Annotated in this window: 14 protein-coding genes; 10 read left to right on the top strand and 4 right to left on the bottom strand. The window is 75.0% G+C overall.

The features are described from left to right. The first annotated feature begins 97 nt into the window (after window positions 1-97). Window positions 98-2,125 carry an acyl-CoA dehydrogenase family protein gene (locus BLW63_RS25425; protein ID WP_091162381.1) on the top strand — a complete coding sequence of 676 codons (2,028 nt, stop codon included), beginning with the start codon at window positions 98-100 and terminating at the stop codon, window positions 2,123-2,125. 136 nt (window positions 2,126-2,261) lie between these two features. Here the strand turns inward: BLW63_RS25425 and BLW63_RS25420 are convergent, their stop codons facing one another. Continuing rightward, complete coding sequence (locus BLW63_RS25420; RefSeq protein ID WP_091162379.1) at window positions 2,262-3,797, bottom strand: amidase; 1,536 nt, start codon at window positions 3,795-3,797, stop codon at window positions 2,262-2,264. A gap of 118 nt (window positions 3,798-3,915) precedes the next feature. On the opposite strand from BLW63_RS25420, the gene BLW63_RS25415 reads away from it, so the two are divergent. Beyond that, window positions 3,916-4,635 carry a trimeric intracellular cation channel family protein gene (locus BLW63_RS25415; protein ID WP_091162377.1) on the top strand — a complete coding sequence of 240 codons (720 nt, stop codon included), beginning with the start codon at window positions 3,916-3,918 and terminating at the stop codon, window positions 4,633-4,635. Window positions 4,636-4,732: 97 nt separating this feature from the next. Here the strand turns inward: BLW63_RS25415 and BLW63_RS25410 are convergent, their stop codons facing one another. After that, entirely contained in the window at window positions 4,733-7,561 is a 2,829-nt protein-coding gene (locus tag BLW63_RS25410; RefSeq protein WP_091162375.1) for a SpoIIE family protein phosphatase, read from the bottom strand. Window positions 7,562-7,746: 185 nt separating this feature from the next. On the opposite strand from BLW63_RS25410, the gene BLW63_RS25405 reads away from it, so the two are divergent. The 3 genes from BLW63_RS25405 (at window position 7,747) to BLW63_RS25395 (ending at window position 10,761) form a co-directional block, all read left to right on the top strand. Further along, window positions 7,747-8,886 (top strand): EAL domain-containing protein, encoded by a 1,140-nt coding sequence (locus BLW63_RS25405; protein WP_091162383.1) that lies wholly within the window; start codon window positions 7,747-7,749, stop codon window positions 8,884-8,886. 161 nt (window positions 8,887-9,047) lie between these two features. Continuing rightward, window positions 9,048-9,332 carry an HU family DNA-binding protein gene (locus tag BLW63_RS25400; RefSeq protein ID WP_089336247.1) on the top strand — a complete coding sequence of 95 codons (285 nt, stop codon included), beginning with the start codon at window positions 9,048-9,050 and terminating at the stop codon, window positions 9,330-9,332. Between the two features lie 175 nt (window positions 9,333-9,507). Beyond that, entirely contained in the window at window positions 9,508-10,761 is a 1,254-nt protein-coding gene (locus tag BLW63_RS25395) for a serine hydrolase domain-containing protein (protein WP_091162371.1), read from the top strand. Between the two features lie 117 nt (window positions 10,762-10,878). On the opposite strand, the gene BLW63_RS25390 is transcribed toward BLW63_RS25395, so the two are convergent. Continuing rightward, the gene (locus tag BLW63_RS25390; protein ID WP_091162369.1) at window positions 10,879-11,340 is read right to left on the bottom strand and encodes a MaoC family dehydratase; all 462 of its coding nucleotides are present in this window, start codon (window positions 11,338-11,340) and stop codon (window positions 10,879-10,881) included. 96 nt (window positions 11,341-11,436) lie between these two features. Here BLW63_RS25390 and folP point away from each other — a divergent pair, with 96 nt between their 5' ends. The 4 genes from folP (at window position 11,437) to BLW63_RS25370 (ending at window position 15,046) form a co-directional block, all read left to right on the top strand. Then, complete coding sequence (folP, locus tag BLW63_RS25385) at window positions 11,437-12,273, top strand: dihydropteroate synthase (RefSeq protein ID WP_244522809.1); 837 nt, start codon at window positions 11,437-11,439, stop codon at window positions 12,271-12,273. A gap of 67 nt (window positions 12,274-12,340) precedes the next feature. Then, window positions 12,341-12,724, top strand: coding sequence for a VOC family protein (locus BLW63_RS25380; protein ID WP_091162365.1), 384 nt, complete (start codon window positions 12,341-12,343; stop codon window positions 12,722-12,724). A 144-nt stretch (window positions 12,725-12,868) separates the two neighbouring features. Beyond that, a complete protein-coding gene (locus tag BLW63_RS25375; protein WP_091162363.1) occupies window positions 12,869-13,294 on the top strand; it encodes a PaaI family thioesterase in 426 nt (141 codons plus the stop codon). Window positions 13,295-13,444: 150 nt separating this feature from the next. Next, on the top strand, window positions 13,445-15,046 hold the full coding sequence (locus BLW63_RS25370) for a 4-coumarate--CoA ligase family protein (RefSeq protein ID WP_091162361.1): 1,602 nt from the start codon (window positions 13,445-13,447) through the stop codon (window positions 15,044-15,046). A 67-nt stretch (window positions 15,047-15,113) separates the two neighbouring features. On the opposite strand, the gene BLW63_RS25365 is transcribed toward BLW63_RS25370, so the two are convergent. Next, window positions 15,114-16,112 carry an AraC family transcriptional regulator gene (locus tag BLW63_RS25365; protein ID WP_244522808.1) on the bottom strand — a complete coding sequence of 333 codons (999 nt, stop codon included), beginning with the start codon at window positions 16,110-16,112 and terminating at the stop codon, window positions 15,114-15,116. Between the two features lie 153 nt (window positions 16,113-16,265). Between BLW63_RS25365 and BLW63_RS25360 the strand changes: the two genes are divergently transcribed. After that, entirely contained in the window at window positions 16,266-16,967 is a 702-nt protein-coding gene (locus BLW63_RS25360) for an NAD(P)-dependent oxidoreductase (protein WP_091162356.1), read from the top strand. The last annotated feature ends 171 nt before the right edge of the window (window positions 16,968-17,138 follow it).

Raw genomic sequence — 17,138 nt, 5'->3', positions numbered from 1 at the left:
CCAGCGAGGAGGACACCGTGACCGAGCTCGCGAGGGCACGCAGGGAACACGGCACGGCTGTCGGCGCTCGGACGACGAGCGCCAGCGAGGAGGACGAGTGACGACGAGCCTGCCGCACGCGGTGGACCCGAGGGCCCTCACCGAGGTGCTCGACGGCCGGTGGGGTCACGTGCGCCGTGTCGCGCGGGCGGACCTGCACGACCCGGACCTGCTGCCGGCCTACGGCGAGAGCGTGCAGGAGGCCCGCGAACGGGTCACCCGCATGGCGCGGAAGATCGCCGAGTCCGGACGGGTGGTCCTCGGCTTCCCCAAGGAGTACGGCGGCGAGGGCGACGCCGGCGGCTCGGTCACCGCGATCGAGATGCTGGCCTTCACCGACCTGTCGCTGATGGTCAAGGCCGGCGTCCAGTGGGGCCTCTTCGGCGGCGCCGTCCAGGCCCTGGGCACCGAGCGGCACCACGACGCCTACCTGCGCGACATCATGAGCTTCGACCTGCCCGGCTGCTTCGCCATGACCGAGACCGGGCACGGCTCCGACGTCCAGCAGCTGCGGACGACGTGCACCTACGACCCCGAGACGCAGACCTTCGACCTGCACACGCCGCACGAGGCCGCCCGCAAGGACTACATCGGCAACGCGGCGCAGGACGGCCGGATGGCGGTCGTCTTCGCCCAGCTGGTGACGCAGGGCCGGCGGCACGGGGTGCACGCCTGGCTGGTGCCGATCCGCGACGAGCAGGGCGACCCGATGCCGGGCGTCACCATCGGCGACGACGGCCCCAAGGCCGGCCTGCTCGGCGTCGACAACGGCCGGCTGACCTTCGACCACGTGACCGTCCCGCGCGACATGCTGCTCGACCGCTACGGCTCGGTCGCGCCCGACGGCACCTACACCAGCTCGATCGAGAACGAGACCCGCCGCTTCTTCACGATGCTGGGCACGCTGGTCCGCGGCCGGGTGAGCGTCGGCGGCTCCGCGGCGGCGGCGACCAAGCTCTCGCTCGACATCGCCGTCCGCTACGGCGAGACCCGCCGGCAGTTCTCCGCGCCGGGCGCCGACCGGGAGGTCCTGCTCAACGACTACCTGGTGCACCAGCGCAAGCTGCTGCCGGCCCTGGCCGCCACCTACGCGTACTCCTTCGCGCAGGAGGAGCTGGTCGGCACGATGCACGACGTCCAGGGCGCGGAGGACCTCGACGAGGGCGCGCAGCGGGAGCTGGAGTCCCGGGCCGCCGGCCTCAAGGCCGCGCAGACCTGGCACGCCACGCGGACCATCCAGATGGCCCGCGAGGCCTGCGGCGGTGCGGGCTACCTGCAGGAGAACCGGCTGCCGCACCTGAAGGCCGACACCGACGTCTTCACCACCTTCGAGGGCGACAACACCGTCCTGCTGCAGCTGGTCGCCAAGGGCCTGCTCACCGGCTACCGCGACGCGTTCGGCTCGCTCGACGGCTGGGGCAAGGTCGGCTTCATCGCCGACATGGTCCGCGAGACCGTGCTGGAGCGGACGGCAGCCCGCGGCCTGATCGCCCGGCTCGTCGACGCCGTGCCCGGCCGGGACGACGAGGTGCCGCTGCTCGACCGCGGCTGGCAGCTGAAGATGCTCGAGGACCGCGAGAAGCACGTGCTCGAGGGCGCGATCCGGCGGCTGCGGCGCGGCGCCGAGACCCCCGGCGTGCAGCCCTTCGACGTCTTCAACGACGTGCAGGACCACGTGCTGCGCACCGCGCAGACGCACGTCGACCGGATCGTGCTGGAGGCCTTCGTCGCCGGCATCGAGCGGACCACCGACGCCGGCGCGAGGGCCCTGCTCGAGCGGGTCTGCGACCTGTACGCGCTCACCACCATCGAGGCCGACCGGGCCTGGTTCCTCGAGCACGGGCGGCTGACCGCGACCCGCTCCAAGGCGCTGACCGCCACGGTGAACGTGCTGCTCAAGGACCTGCGCCCGCACCTGGTCACGCTGGTCGACGCCTTCGCCATCCCGGAGGACTGGAAGGGCGCGGCGATCCTGCGCGAGGAGGCCGGCCGCCAGGAGGCGATGTACACCGACGACATGGCCACCCACGACACCGGGCTGCGCCGCGGGACGGCGACCTCCCTGGAGGTCCCGCCCGGCCAGTAGAAGGACCACCCTCCCCCCACGCCTCGCAAGCTCGGCGCGGGGCCCTGAAGGGTGGCCGTTCCAGCACGTCACCAGGCGGGTGGCTGTCCCCGTCGGCGTGTCGAGCAGCCACCCGCCGATGATCACGGCTTGGGCGTCAGCGGGCGGGAGGCTGCGGGAACCCGCCGACGAGCTGCTCGAAGGCGTGCGCGACCTTGAGCGGGGTGGTGTCCTCGAACCGGCGGCCGACCAGCATCATCCCGACCGGCAGGCCCTGGGATTGCCCGGCCGGGACGCTCGTGGCCGGGTGCCCGCTGACGTCGAACGGCGCGCAGTTGACGATCATCTCCAGTGCGCGGGCGATCTGGGTCTCCACCGGGTCGTCCGGCGCCGGGATCTCCGGGGCCACCATCGGCACGGTTGGCATGACCAGCAGGTCGACGTCGGACAGCGCGGCGTCGTACTGCCGGCGCACCTCGATCGCCAGGTTCTGCGCCATCGCGTAGTGCCGGGTCTGCTCCTGCTCCAGTGACCACCGCCCGGCCAGGGCGACCGCGGTGACCGTCGGCGACCACCGGTCGACCACCTCGCGGCGCTGGCGGCCGTAGTGGGCGACCAGCTCGGGGTCGTAGCGGCCCTCGTAGTTCCAGCCGTACCCGTTGCCCTCGATCATCTGCACCGTCGCGCCGTCGGTCGCGATGACGTTCCAGACGTGCAGGGCGTGCCGGTGCCACGTCAGGTCGACGTCCACGACCTCGATGCCCAGCTCGCGCAGCCGACCCGCTGCGGCCCGCACCGTCTCGTCGACGCCGGGCTCGGAGAGCTCCTCCCAGCCGTAGCCCTGCGCAACCACGCCGACCCGCAATCCCGTGACGTCCCCGCCCAGCGCGGCGGCGTACTGCTCGGGCACCGCGTCGGCGGGCTGGCGCGGGTCGCCCCCGTCCCGGCCGGCGAGGACGTCGAGCATCAGTGCCGCGTCGGCGACCGTGCGGGTCATCGGGCCCAGGTGGTCGAGGGTCAGCTCGATGGGGAACGCACCGGTGTAGGGCACCAGGCCGTGCGTGGGCTTGTGGCCGACGATGCCGGAGAAGGCCGCGGGCATGCGGATCGAGCCGCCCTGGTCCCCGCCGACCGCGAGGTCGACCTCCCCGGAGGCCACCAGCGCGGCGCTGCCGCTGGAGCTCCCGCCGGTCGTCCGCGACGGGTCCCACGGGTTGCGCACCGGACCCGTGACCGAGGTGTGGCTGCCGCCGGAGAAGCACAGGTCCTCGCAGACGGACTTGCCGGTGATCGTCGCGCCGGCCTCGAGCAGGCGGGTGACGACCGTGGCGTCCTCCTGGGGGACGAACCCCTCGACGGTGTGCGAGCCGTTCATCATCGGAACGCCGGCGACGGCGACGTTGTCCTTGACCGCCACCGTCCGGCCGGCCAGCGGCCCGTCGGCGGCGCCGCGGATCTCGGTGGTCACGTACCAGGCGCCGAGCGGGTTGTCGGTGTCGGCGGGGCGGGCGCTCGGCCGGTCGCCGGGTGCGTGCGGGGCGATCCCGGCGTAGAGCTCCTCGACCGCGTCGTAGGAGCTGAGGAAGGCCGCCACGATCGGGGTGTACGCGGCCACCTCCTCGGGGCTGCGCTTCATGCCGTAGCTGGCCGCGAGCGCGGCCACCTCGTTCTCGTCCGGCGGGCGTACGGGCACGGCGGCCTCCAGGTGAGCGGCTGGTGGAGGGGCCAGCCAACAGCGTCCCGCCCGTCCTGTCACCCGCGTCGACGACCTGCCACGGTGGGCCCCCGCGACATGGGGGACGATCCCGGCCGTGGAGATCATCGCCGCGGCGGCCGAGACGCTGCGGGTGCCGGCGGCGGTCGACCTCGCGGCGATCGTCATCGGCGCGTTGACCGGCGGGCTGCTGGCCGCCCGCGAGGGGTTCGCCGTCTCCGGTGTGCTGCTGCTGGCGTTCACAGGGGGGCTCGGCGGCGGGCTGGTCCGCGACGTGCTGCTCGGCGACCTGCCGCCGGTCGCCCTCACCAACCCCGCCTACCTGCCCACGGTGACCATCGCCGCGACGGTGACGTTCTACTTCTCCGGCTGGCTGTCCCGGCTGACCGGCCTGCTCGTCGTCCTCGACGCCGTCACGCTCGGCTTCTTCACCGTCATCGGCGCGCAGAAGGCGCAGCTGGCCGCCCTGCCCAGCGCCAGCGTGGTCTTCGTCGGCACGGTCACCGCGGTCGGCGGCGCGGTGATCCGCGACGTGCTCCTGGCCCAGCGCGCCGACATCGTGCAGCCCGGCCCGTACAACGCAGTGGCCGCGCTGCTCGGCGCCGTCGCGCTCACCGTGCTCTCCGGCCCGGCCGGCCTGGACCCGATCCCCGTGGCCGCGCTGGTCATCGTGCTCGTCGCCACGCTGCGGGTGCTCTCCGTGTGGCGCGGCTGGGAGGCCCCGGTCGCCGTGGATCTGCCCGGCCGGGCCCGGCGCCGGCTGCTGGGGGTTCGCGCCGGGCGCCCGGCGCGCTGGCGACGCCGCGACGGCCGCTGACGAAAGAAGGACCCCGTCCTCCCCGCCCCTCGCTCCGCTCGGGGCAGTGCCCTGGACGGGCCAGGCGGCGGACGCCGAGGGCCGCCGCGCCTCGGTCTCAGGTCGCGGTGCCGGCCTGGGGGTGCACCGCGGGCGCCGGTGGGATCCCCGGCGGGAGGAGCTGCGGGCCGGCCTCTGGCGGGCGCGGACGGCCCTGCGGGTGCAGCCGGACGGCGAGCAGCGCGACGTCGTCCTCGGCGTCGGGCAGGAACAGCCGCTCGAGGACCCGGTCGCACAGGTCGGCCAGCGGCAGCGCGGCGTACTCGGCCAGCACGGCCACCAGCGCGGCCGTGCCGGTGTCGAGGTCTCGGTCGCGGCGCTCGACCAGCCCATCGGTGTGCAGGAGGAGCGTGCTGCCCGAGGGGACGGCCAGCAGCCGGTCGTGGCGCGGAGCGGACGGGTCGACGCCCAGCAGCAGGTCGGGCAGGGCGTCGTCGAGCACCCGCACCTGCCCGTCGGGCAGGAGCAGCACCGGCGGCGGGTGGCCGGCGCTGGACCAGCGCAGCCACGTCCGGTCGGCGCGCAGGTCCTCCGCGGCCTGCTCGAGGCGGGCGACCAGCGCCGTGGCCATCGTGTCCAACCCCAGTCCGCGGACGGCGCGGTCGACCTGGGTCAGCACCTGCGCCGGTGGAGCGCCGCTGGAGTAGCTGATCCCGCGCAGCAGCCCGCGCACCTGGCCCATCGCCGCGGCCGCCCGGGTGTCGTGGCCGACGACGTCGCCGATGGCCAGCACGGTCGCGCCACCGGACTCGAGGAACGCGTCGTACCAGTCGCCGCCGATCTCGGCGCCCTTCGCGGCGGGCACGTACCGGACGACGATCTCGCAGTGGTCGGGCTCGGGCGGGTCGGTGAGCATGCTGTGCTGCAACGCTCCGGCCAGTGCCCGCTGCTGGTCGTAGAGCCGGGCGTGGTGCAGCGCCAGGCCGGCCCGGCGGCCCACCTCGACGGCGGTCTCCACCTCGGCGGGCGTGTGCGGCCCCCGCTCTCCGTCGTTGAACAGGCCCAGCGCACCGAGCGACTGCCCGCGCGCCACCAGCGGGACGATCACGCCGGAGCCCAGGCCCAGCCGGCCGAGCAGCTCGCGGGTCGCCGGCTCGGGGATGACCCGCTCGACCCGCTCGGCGTCGATCCGGGGCAGCACGAGCGGGCGGCCGGTGCGGGTGACCACCGACGCGGCGGCCTCCTCGGTCATGACCGCGACCATCGAGTGCACGTAGAGCTCCAGCTCGGCACGCAGCCCGGGGTCGCGGTGGGCGGAGGCCATCTCGTGCAGCCGGCCCTGCTCGTCGGTGACCACCAGCCAGCACCAGTCGCCCAGCGTGGGGACGACGACGTCGGCGAGCTGGCCGACCTGCCCGGTGATGTCCAGCGTCCCCGACAGCACCCGGCCGGTGTCGGCGAGGAGCTGCAGGCGGGCGGCGGCCTCGGTCATCGCGGCGACCGCGTCGGCGCGCACGACGTCGGCCTGCAGCCGCGAGGCGGTCAGCGCGATCTGGGCGGTGAGGCCCTCCAGCAGCTCGACGTCGCGCTCGCCGAACGGGTGCTCGGTGGCCCACACGACGACGAAGGCACCGAGCAGCCGCCCCTCGACCCGCAGCGGCAGCGCGGCCAGCGCCCGGCTGCCGAGGACCTCGTTGATCTCGGCCATCCGCGGGAAGCGGGCCTCGGCCGCGGCGGCGTCGGCGTACAGCAGCGGCTCCCCGTGCCGGGCGACCCACTGGGTGGGCAGCTCGTCGTCCAGCGGTGTCTCCACCCCGCCGGCCGGCAGCCGGACGTCGGCCGCGCTGGCCACGCTGTCGACGATGCGGCGGGTCAGGTGCAGGTAGAGCTTGTCGTCGCGCGGGTCGAACACCGCCAGGCCGATCGACTCGGCCCCCAGGACGGCGGCGGCGCGCAGCGCGATCTCGGCGAGCTGGGTGACCTGCGTGGCACCGGCCAGCTCGGCGGCGACCTCGGCGATCGCGGCGGCCCGGCGGACGGCGTCGAGCTCCCGGTCGGCCTGCTCGTGGGCCTCGGTCTCGTCGACGACCGTGCCCACGATGCGCTGCGGGGCGCCGTCCGGGCCGGCCAGGACCCGCCCGCGGCTGACCGTCCAGCGCAGGGCCCCGTCGGCGCGCACGACCCGCAGCTCGATCGTGTACCGGGCCTGGGCGTCGACCGCGGCCTGCATCTCCTCCTGCGCCCGCGCCCGGTCGTCGGGGTGCACGTGCTGCTCGAACAGCCGGTCCATGCCCATGCGGACGGTGGAGTCGTACCCGAAGATCGCCGCGCAGCGCTCGTCCCAGTCGATGGTCTGCCGCTGCAGGTCCACCTCCCAGGTGCCCACCGCACTGGCCTCCAGTGCCAGCTCCAGGCGCATCAGAGAGGCGTCCGCGGCCGACCGGGCCGCCGACAGCTCGAGCTCGGCGACCACGGAGGCGGCCAGCTGCTCGAGGGAGGCGACCTGGTCCGGCGACCAGCCGCGCCGGACGGCGTCGAACACCGCGAGTGCACCGACGACCTGCCCGGACCGGGCGCGGAGGGGCACGCCGAGGTAAGCGACGAGCGCACCGCCGACCGCCGCGGGCAGCGCGGCCAGCCGCTCGTCCTGCGCCGCGTCCGGGACGACGACGGGGGCGCCCAGGCCGACGGTGGCCGCGCAGGGGGAGCCCTCGAGCGGCAGGGGACGGCTGACGAGCGCCGCCGGCAGGCCGCAGGACCCGACGGGCACCTCGGCGTCGGTGACGAGGCAGACCAGCGCCGCCGGCGCCCCCGTCAGCTGCGCGGCGAGCTGGGCCAGCCGGTCGTGGACGCCGGAGGACGCCTCGGAGAGCAGCCGCCGGGCCGCGGCGACGCGCCCCGGGTCGGCGAGCACGACGGGGTGCGCGGGCGGGGGTGCCGGAGCCATGCGCGCGCTCCCTCGTCCCCTGTGGGCGGCCCGTGCGGCAGCCTCGTCGACCCACCATCCTGGCACGCGGCCCCCCCGCGGGCCCGGATCGTCCCCCGCACGTGTCACTGCGGGTCCCCACCCGTCGGGGTGAGCCCGACGGCGCCCGCGTCGAGCCGGGTGGGGCGGCCGCCGATGGGCTCCCCGTGACGGCGACCCGGAAGCGCAGCCTGCCCGACTGCCGTCCGCTGCTGGCCGACCCCGACGACCTCACCCTGGTGTTCCAGCCGATCGTCGACCTCGCCACGGTGCGGGTCGTCGGCTACGAGGCGCTCGCCCGCTTCCCGGGCACCGCCGGCCCCGGCGTCTGGTTCGCCGCCGCGGCCGACTGCGGTCTGGCCGCCGAGCTCGAGGCGCTGGCGGTCGCCAAGGCGCGGGCCGCCGTCCCGCTGCTGCCTCCCGGCACGTTCCTCGCCGTCGACGTCAGCCCGCACCTGAGAAAGGACCCCCTGCCCCCCGCCACTCGCAAGCTCGCGCCGGGACCCGGCAGCCGGCCGGTCCAGGACGCCCTCGCCGGCCGGCCGGACCTGTCCCGGGTCGTGGTCGAGCTGACCGGGCACACCCCCGTGGACGACCCGGACACCCTGCGCCGCCGGACCGACGCGCTGCGCGCCCGCGGCGCACAGGTGGCGCTGGACGACGCCGGCTCGGACTGGTCGGGACTGCAGCGGATGGCCGTCGTCCGCCCGGAGTACGTCTCGCTCGACCGGACCCTGGTGACCGGCGTCGACGGCGACCCGGTGCGTGCCGCCCTGACCGAGGTGGTGGGCGGGTTCGCCGGCCGGATCGGCGCCGCGCTGCTCGCCGTGGGCGTCGAGACCGCGGCCGAGCTGGCCACCCTGGTCCGGCTGGGCGTGCCGCTCGCCCAGGGCCGGTTGCTCGGCCGGCCCGCGCCCACACCGGCGCCCCTCGCCCCGGAGGTCGCCGCCCTGGTCCGGACGCACGTCGCCCGCGCGCAGGTCGCCGGCGGCGTCGCCGCCCTCGTGCGCCCGGTCCGCCAGTGCGACGTCGCCGAGCCACCACCGGCCGTCCCGCCGGCCGTGCTGGTGGCCGGACGGGGCGAGCCGGTGGCGCTGTGGCTGGCCCGCCCCCGGACCGGGGAGCCCTACGGCGCGCCGGTCTCGCTGCGCGCGCACCCCTCCGACGACCCCGTCGACGTCCTGCGGCGGGCGCTCACCCGCCCGCCGGCGGTGCGCTTCGACCCGGTGGTCTGCACGGACGCGACCGGCGCCGTCGTCGGCCTGCTGCGCGTGGACGACCTCGCCGCCGCCGCCGCCCGGAGCTGATCATGCGCTGGCGTCGTCCGGGGAGGGACCGGTGGGACGCGGGAGACCTGTTCGACCCCCCTCGGTGGCGGGTTGTCAGGGCGACATGGCACGGTGCCTGCGGTCCGACCTCGTCATCGGCGTGGTCCGGCACGCTCTGTCACCGACACGGAAGGAACCCCGTGAACAAGGCCGAACTCGTCTCCGCCATCGCCAAGCGGGCCGACGTGCCCGCCTCGACCGTGGACTCGGTGCTCGCCGGGCTCCAGGACGAGCTCGTCGACGCCATCACCCGCGGCGAGAAGGTCGCCGTCTCCGGCCTGCTGACCGTCGAGCGCACCCAGCGCTCCGCGCGGACCGGCCGCAACCCGCAGACCGGCGAGTCCATCGACATCCCCGCCGCCAACACGGTCAAGGTCACCGCGGGCTCGAACCTGAAGAAGGCGGCCAGCAACGTCCCGGTCTGAGTAAGGACCCCCTTGCCCCCCCACCGCTCGCACGCTCGCGGCAGGACCCTGCAAGGGGGCCGTCCTCCGCCGTCGGGACGGCGGCCGCCCCCTGTGACCCGGCCCACGAGAGCGTGGGTCAGGATGCCCGGGCAGTCGCCGCCCGACGGCGGGCGGCGAGAGGGACGGAGGACACGTGACGGCACTCGAGGTGCACACCGACCCGGCCGAGGTCGGCTTCGACGCCGGCCGCCTGGCCCGGCTGGACCGGCGGCTGGCCCGCTGGGTGGACGACGGTCAGCTGCCCGGCTACCTGGTGACCGTCGCCCGGCGCGGGCACCTCGTGCACGTCGGCTCCGCCGGGTACCGCGACGTCGAGGCGGGCCTGCCGGTCGAGCGGGACACCCGCTGGCGCATCTACTCGATGACCAAGCCGATCACCTCGGTCGCGGCGATGATGCTGTACGAAGAGGGCGCCTTCGAGCTCTCCGACCCGATCTCGCGCTGGCTGCCCGAGTTCGCCGAGACGCGCGTCTACGTGGCGGGCTCGGCGCAGAAGCCGGTCACCGCCCCGCAGCTGGAGCCGATCCGGGTGCGGCACCTGCTCACCCACACCTCCGGGCTCACCTACGGCTTCCACCACGCCACGCCGGTCGACGCCATGTACCGGGCGGCCGGGCACGAGTGGGGCACCCCGGCCGGCGCGGACTCCGCCGAGGTCTGCCGCCAGTGGGCGGCGATACCCCTGCTGTTCCAGCCCGGCGCGGAGTGGAACTACGGCGTCTCCACCGACGTCCTCGGCCGGCTCGTCGAGGTCCTCTCCGGCCAGCCGCTCGACGAGTTCTTCGAGCAGCGGGTCCTCCGCCCGCTGGGCATGACCGACACGTCGTTCGGCCTGCGGGACGGCGACGACGTCGACTCGCTGGCCCGGCTCTACGCCGCCGTCCCCGGGCAGCCCGGTGGTGCCGCCACCGGTTTCGCGCCCTTCGACACGATGGGCGCCGCGGCGCACAGCAAGCCGACGTTCCTCTCCGGCGGCGGCGGGCTGGTGTCGACGGCCGCGGACTACCTGCGCTTCGCCGAGCTGCTGCGCCGCGGCGGCTCCTACGACGGCGGCCGGCTGCTCAGCGCGCGCACGATCGCCTACATGACCCGCAACCACCTGCCGGGCGACGCCGACATCGAGACCTTCGGCCGGCCGGTGTTCGCCGAGACGCCGCTGCGCGGGGTGGGCTTCGGCCTCGGGGTCTCCGTGGTGATCGACCCGGTGCGCTACGGCGTGCTGACCAACGTCGGGGACTACACGTGGGGCGGAGCGGCGTCCACCGTCTTCTACGTCGACCCGGTGGAGGACCTCACGGTCAGCTTCTACACGCAGCTGCTGCCCTCGAGCACGCTGCCCATCCGGGGTCACCTGCGCCAGCTGGTCAACCAGGCCCTGGTCGACTGAGGAAGGACCCCCTGCTCCCCGCCCGCTCGGAAGAGGACCCCGTCCTCCTCACACCTCGCAGGCTCGGCGCGAGCCTTGGGACTGGGCGGGGAATCTGCAGGGGGGCCGACCCGGCGGCTACACGTAACGGCGGAAGAGGATCGAGGCGACCATCGCCGGCTTGCTCTGGTTCTCGATCTCCATCGTGATGCCCAGGTTCATCTGCACGCCGCCCTCGAACTGCTTGGCCTCGTCGAGGGTCGCGGAGGCGCGGATGCGGGCGCCGACCGGCACCGGCGACATGAAGCGGATCTTCTCGGCGCCGTAGTTGACGCCCATCCGGAAGCCCGTGGCCTCGATGATCTGCGCGGACAGCGCCGAGACCAGCGAGAGCGTCAGGTAGCCGTGGGCGATCGGGCCACCGAAGGGGCTCTCCCTCTTCGCCCGCTCGACGTCGACATGGATCCACTGGTGGTCGTGGGTGGCCTCGGCGAACTGGTTCACCTGCTCCTGGGTGATCTCGAGCCAGTCGCTGTGCCCGAGGTGCTGGCCGACCTTCGCCAGCACGCCCTCGATGCCCTCCACCGTGGTCTGCGCCATGAGCCTCTCCTCTGAGTCCGCGGGTCTGGTTTGCTGACTCCACCACACGGTGCGACGGCGAGGGGAGCGGGGTTGCTGCGGCTCGGGAGCCTGTCCGTGCCGGACGGCGGCCTCGTCGTGATGGCGATCGTCAACCGCACCCCGGACTCCTTCTACGACCGCGGCGCCACCTACGCGCTCACCGCTGCCGTGGAGCGGGTCGACCGGGTGGTCGCCGAGGGCGCGGACATGGTGGACGTCGGCGGGGTGAAGGCCGCGCCCGGCGAGGAGGTCGGCGCCGCCGAGGAGATCCGCCGGACGGTCGACCTGGTGGCCGCGATCCGCGCCGCGCACCCCACTCTGCCGATCTCGATCGACACCTGGCGGGCGGAGGTGGCCCGCGAGGCGCTGGCCGCCGGCGCCGACGTCGTCAACGACGCGTGGGGCGGCGTCGAGCCGGAGCTCGCGGAGGTGGCGGCCGGGGCCGGCGCCGGGATCGTCTGCACCCACGCCGGCGGGCTGCCGCCCCGCACCCGCCCGCACCGGGTCGTCTACGCCGACGTCGTGGCCGACGTGGTGGCCCGGACGACGGCGCTCGCCGAGGCCGCCGTGGCGGCGGGGGTGGACCGCGAGCGGGTGCTGGTCGACCCGGGGCACGACTTCGGCAAGAACACCCGGCACTCGCTGGAGGCCACCCGGCGGCTCGACGAGCTGGTCGCCACGGGGTGGCCGGTGCTGGTGGCGCTGTCGAACAAGGACTTCGTCGGCGAGACCCTCGACGTCCCGCTGGAGGCGCGGCTGACCGGCACGCTGGCGGCGACCGCGGTGAGCGCCTGGCTCGGGGCGAGGGTGTTCCGCGCGCACGACGTCGCGGCGACCCGGCAGACGCTGGACATGGTGGCCGCGATCCGCGGCGACCGGCCGCCGGCCCGCACCACCCGCGGCCTGGCCTGAACCTCTGGTGACCACCGGCCCGCGGGCCTAGCCTGCGCCGCACCGATCGACACTGGAGGTGACGGCGATGAGCGGCCGGGTCGTGCACTTCGAGATCCCCGTGGACGACGGGGAGCGCGCGCGGAGCTTCTACAAGGAGGCCTTCGGCTGGCAGGTGCAGGAGATGCCGGGCATGGACTACACGCTGGTCGTGACCGGCCCCAGCGGCGACGAGGGTCCCAGCGAGCCGGGGTTCGTCAACGGCGGGATGCTGCCGCGCAGCGCAGCCGCCGCGCCTGCTCCGGTGGTCGTCGTCGACGTCGAGAGCATCGACCTCGCGCTGGAGCGGGTGGCCGAGCTGGGCGGCTCCACCGTGCTCGGCAAGCAGCCGGTCGGAGGGATGGGGTTCACCGCCTACGTGCGCGACCCCGAGGGCAACGTCGTCGGCCTCTGGGAGACCGCCGGCACCTGACGGGTACCACGCCGGATGATCAGCTCAGCTCACCTGCACGCGTCCTGGCTCGTCATCGACAGTGAGCCAGGACGCCTGACGATCAGCTGAGCTGATCACTCGGGCCGCGCGGGGCCGGGCGGGCCGCGGGCTACGTTGCCCGGCATGGCCGCCACCGGGTTCCACACCGCCGACGAGCTCAACGCCCTGCTGCCGGGCACCCTCCCGGGCCTGCTGGGGCTGACCGTCACCGCGCACGAGCCGGGCCGGCTGGCCGCCGCCCTCGACCTCCGCCGGGAACTGTTGGCGCCCAACGGCTACCTGCACGCCGCGACCGTCGTGGGGCTGGCCGACACCGCCTGCGGACTGGCCACCCGGGCGCTGCTGCCGGAGGGGGCGGCCGGCTTCACCACCATCGAGCTCAAGAGCAACTTCCTCGGCACCCTCCGCGAGGGCCGGGTCACCACCGTGGCGACCAACGTGCACGCCGGGCGGACGACGCAGGTCTGGGACGCCGTGGTGACCGCGGACGGCTCCGGGAAGACCATCGCGCTGTTCCGCTGCACCCAGTCCGTGCTCTGGCCGCGCTGAGGGAGGACCCCACTGCCCCCACGACTCGCCCGCCCGCGGCGGGGCCCTGCAGCGGGGCCGCCCGACCGAACTCGCCGGTAACCCCGTTGTGACGGCGGCCACCCGGGATGTGAGACTGGCGCCACACCGATGTGCGAAGGAGCCCGATCCGTGGCGCTGGCCAGCCGTTTCCCCGACGTCGAGATCCCCGACGTCTCCGTCCCCGAGTTCGTCCTCGCGGCCGGGCGCGAGAAGCCCGACGCCCCCGCGCTCATCGACGGCCTCAAGGGAGACGTCATCACCCACGGCCAGCTGGCCGCCTACGTCGACCGCGTCGCCGCCGCCCTGCACGCGCGCGGCCTGCGCAAGGGCGACGTCGTCGCGATGTTCTGCCCGAACACCCCGTGGTACCCGGTGGTGTTCCACGGCATCGCCGCCGCCGGCTGCGTCATGTCACCGATCAACTCGCTGTACACGCCCGACGAGATCGCCTTCCAGCTGCGCGACTCCGGCGCGAAGATCCTGATCACCGTCTCCCCCTTCCTCGACCGGGTGAAGGCCGCCATCGAGAAGTCCCCGGTCGGCGAGATCGTCGTCATGGACGGCGCCGAGGGCCACGCCTCGCTGGTGGACCTGCTCTCCACCGACGCCCCGTCGGCCCAGGTGGACTTCCACCCGGCCGACGACCTGGTCACACTGCCCTACTCGAGCGGCACGACCGGGCTCCCGAAGGGCGTCATGCTCACGCACCGCAACCTGGTGGCCAACGTGGCGCAGTGCCGGCCACTGATCCAGCTCGGCGAGGACGAGCGGATCATCGCCGTCCTGCCCTTCTTCCACATCTACGGGCTCACCGTGCTGATGAACCAGGGCCTGGCGTGGGCCGGAGCGGTCGTGACGCTGCCGCGGTTCGACCTCGAGGACTTCCTGCGCACCATCCAGGAGCACAAGATCACCCGGGCGTTCGTGGCGCCGCCCATCCTGCTGGCGCTGGCCAAGCACCCGCTGGTCGACGCCTACGACCTGTCGTCGCTGACCTCGATCCTCTCCGGCGCCGCGCCGCTCGACGAGCAGCTCGCCCTCGCCGCCGAGAACCGGCTGCGCAAGGGCGCCGACAGCGGCGTCACGGTCGCCCAGGGCTACGGGATGACCGAGCTGTCCCCGGTCTCGCACACGACCCCCGACCTGGGCGCCGAGCCGCCGGGCGCGGCCCGGGGGTCGGTCCCCAAGGGCTCGGTCGGCTTCGCCGTCCCGAACTCCGAGTGCCGGCTGGTCGACCCCGCCACCGGCGAGGACGCCGCCACGGGCGAGCGCGGCGAGCTGTGGGTGCGCGGCCCGAACGTCATGAAGGGCTACCTCAACAACCCCGAGGCGACGGCGGAGACGATCGACGCCGACGGCTGGCTGCACACCGGCGACGTGGCGATCGTCGACGAGAACGGCTGCTACACGGTCGTCGACCGGGTCAAGGAACTCATCAAGTACAAGGGCTACCAGGTAGCCCCGGCCGAGCTCGAGGCCGTGCTGATCGGTCACCCGGAGATCGCCGACGCCGCGGTCATCGGCGTCCCGGAGAAGGAGAGCGGCGAGGAGCTGCCCAAGGCCTTCGTCGTCCGCTCGCCCGGCTCGACGCTCACCCAGGACGACGTCATCGAGTACATGGCCGGCAAGGTGGCGCCGCACAAGAAGATCCGCATCGTGGAGTTCATCGAGGCGGTGCCGAAGTCGGCGGCCGGCAAGATCCTGCGCAAGGAGCTGCGCGCCGCGGGCTGAAAGAGGACCCCCCTGCCCCCACCGCTCGCAGGCTCGCGGCGAGACCCTGCAGGGGGGCCGCCGGAGGTCAGGCGCCGGCCGCACCCGCTGCGGCCGGCGCCTCGGCACGTCCGGGGTCGCGCCGCGCCGCCACGACCGGGGGGACGCCGACGACCCGCTTGTAGGCCCGGGAGAAGGCGGCCTCGGACTCGTAGCCCAGCTGCCGGGCCAGCTCCCCGACCCGCGCGCCGTCGGCCAGCGCGACGGTGGCCAGGTGCATCCGCCACCGGGCCACGTAGTGCATGGCCGGCTCGCCGGCGAGCTCGGTGAACCGGGCGGCGAAGGACGAGCGCGACATCCGGGCCTCCCGGGCCAGGCGGGTCAGCGTCCACGCCGCCCCGGGCTCCCGGTGCAGCCGCGCCACCGCACGCCCCACCTGCGGGTCCCGCAGGGCCCGCAGCCAGCCCGGCCCCGTGGCCGCGGTGTCGAGCCAGGTCCGCACGGCCTGGATGACGACGACGTCGGCGAGCCGGGTGACCACCGCCTCGGAGCCGGGCCGGTCGTGCCGGGACTCGTCGGCGATCACCCCGAGCAGCACCGGCAGCCAGCCGGCGCGAGCGGCGTCGCGTCCGTCGACGTGCACCACCGGCGGCAGCAGGTCGAGCAGGTGGGCCGCGCCGGGCCGGTCGGGCTCGACGACGCCGCACACCATCCCGGCCGGCGCCCCACCGCCGTCCAGCCGCAGCACCGAGTAGTGCTCCGCGAGGTACCGCTGGGGCAGCAGGTCCGCCCGGCCCGCGATCGGCGCGTCCGGGTCGCTCCGCAGCAGGTGGCCGCGGCCGTGCGGCACCAGCGCCAGGTCCCCCGGCCCCAGCACGGACCGCAGGCCGTCGACCTCCAGGACGCAGCTGCCGTCGGTGACGACGTGGAAGCTCATGCAGCCGTCGAGGGCGGGCATCTCCACGCCCCAGGGGGCGGTGGCCTCGGCCCGGCAGTAGAAGACGCCGCGGATCCGCAGGTCGGCGAGCACGCCGCCGACCGGGTCGACCGGCGTCCAGGGCTGGCCGGACGCGGCGTTGCTGGTCACGTGGCCACCCTGTCGCCCCCGGCACCGGTCGTCCAGGCCGTCCGGACGAACGGCCACGGACCGCGGACGTGCGGTCGTGGGCCCAGGGGCGCCCGGCTCACCAGCATCGGTGGTGCCGGCCACGAGGCCGGCACCACCGAGAGGAGCAGAGACGTGAAGGTGCTGGTCGTGGGGGCAACCGGGGGATCGGGCCGAGCGGCGGTGGCGGCGCTCGCCGGCCGGGGACACGAGGTGACGGCCTTCGCTCGCCGGGCGAGCACGGCGTTCGAGCGCCGTCCCGGCGTCCGGCCGCTGGACGGCGACGTCACCGTCCCCGAGGACGTCGATCGCGCCGTCCGGGGTCAGGACGCCGTCGTGGTCACGTTGGGCATCACCGAGCACCCGCTGCGCGTGCGCCTGCTGGGCAGCGCCGGGACGCCGCTGGAGGTGCGCTCGCGCGGTACGACCGCCGTCGTCGCCGCCATGGCCGAGCACGGCGTCCGGCGGCTGGTCGTCCAGTCGTCCTACGGCGTCGGGGAGACGCGGGACCGGCTGCCCCTGTCCAGCCGGCTGGTCTTCGCGCTGCTGCTGCGCCCGCAGATCGCCGACCACGAGCGCCAGGAGCGGATCGTCCGCGGCAGCGGGCTGGACTGGACGCTCGTGCAGCCGGTCTACCTGACCGACGGCGACGAGCCGGCCGCCGTCTCCGGCACCGGGGACGCCGAGGGGATGCGGGTGTCGCGGCGAGCGCTGGGGCGGGTCCTCGCGGACCTCGCCGAGTCCCCCGGCGAGGGCCTGCGCAGCGTCGCGGTGTCGGGGGCTCGGGTGCCGGCGAGCCGTGGCGGCCCGCGCCAGGGCCTCCCCGAGCCGGCGTGACGAACGGGGCGCGCCTCGGTCCCGGGTCCCGCCGCGAGCTCGCGAGCGGTGGGGGCAGGGCGGCCCCGTGCAGGGTCCCGCCGCGAGCCCGGTGACGTGCTGGAACGGCCCCTCTGCAGGGCCCCGCCGCGAGCCCGGTGACGTGCTGGAACGGCCCCTCTGCAGGGCCCC

The sequence above is a fragment of the Geodermatophilus africanus genome, from assembly GCF_900107105.1.
GTDB classification, from domain to species: Bacteria; Actinomycetota; Actinomycetes; order Mycobacteriales; family Geodermatophilaceae; genus Geodermatophilus; species Geodermatophilus africanus.
Note: the sequence above shows the minus strand (reverse complement) of the source record. Positions and strands in the feature narration are given on the sequence as shown.

What these genes read in the sequence shown, in the direction of transcription:
- BLW63_RS25380 (WP_091162365.1), top strand. Translation starts at nt 12,341, where the DNA reads ATGAGCGGCCGGGTCGTGCACTTCGAGATCCCCGTGGACGACGGGGAG.
- BLW63_RS25375 (WP_091162363.1), top strand. Translation starts at nt 12,869, where the DNA reads ATGGCCGCCACCGGGTTCCACACCGCCGACGAGCTCAACGCCCTGCTG.
- BLW63_RS25410 (WP_091162375.1), bottom strand. Translation starts at nt 7,561, where the DNA reads ATGGCTCCGGCACCCCCGCCCGCGCACCCCGTCGTGCTCGCCGACCCG.
- BLW63_RS25390 (WP_091162369.1), bottom strand. Translation starts at nt 11,340, where the DNA reads ATGGCGCAGACCACGGTGGAGGGCATCGAGGGCGTGCTGGCGAAGGTC.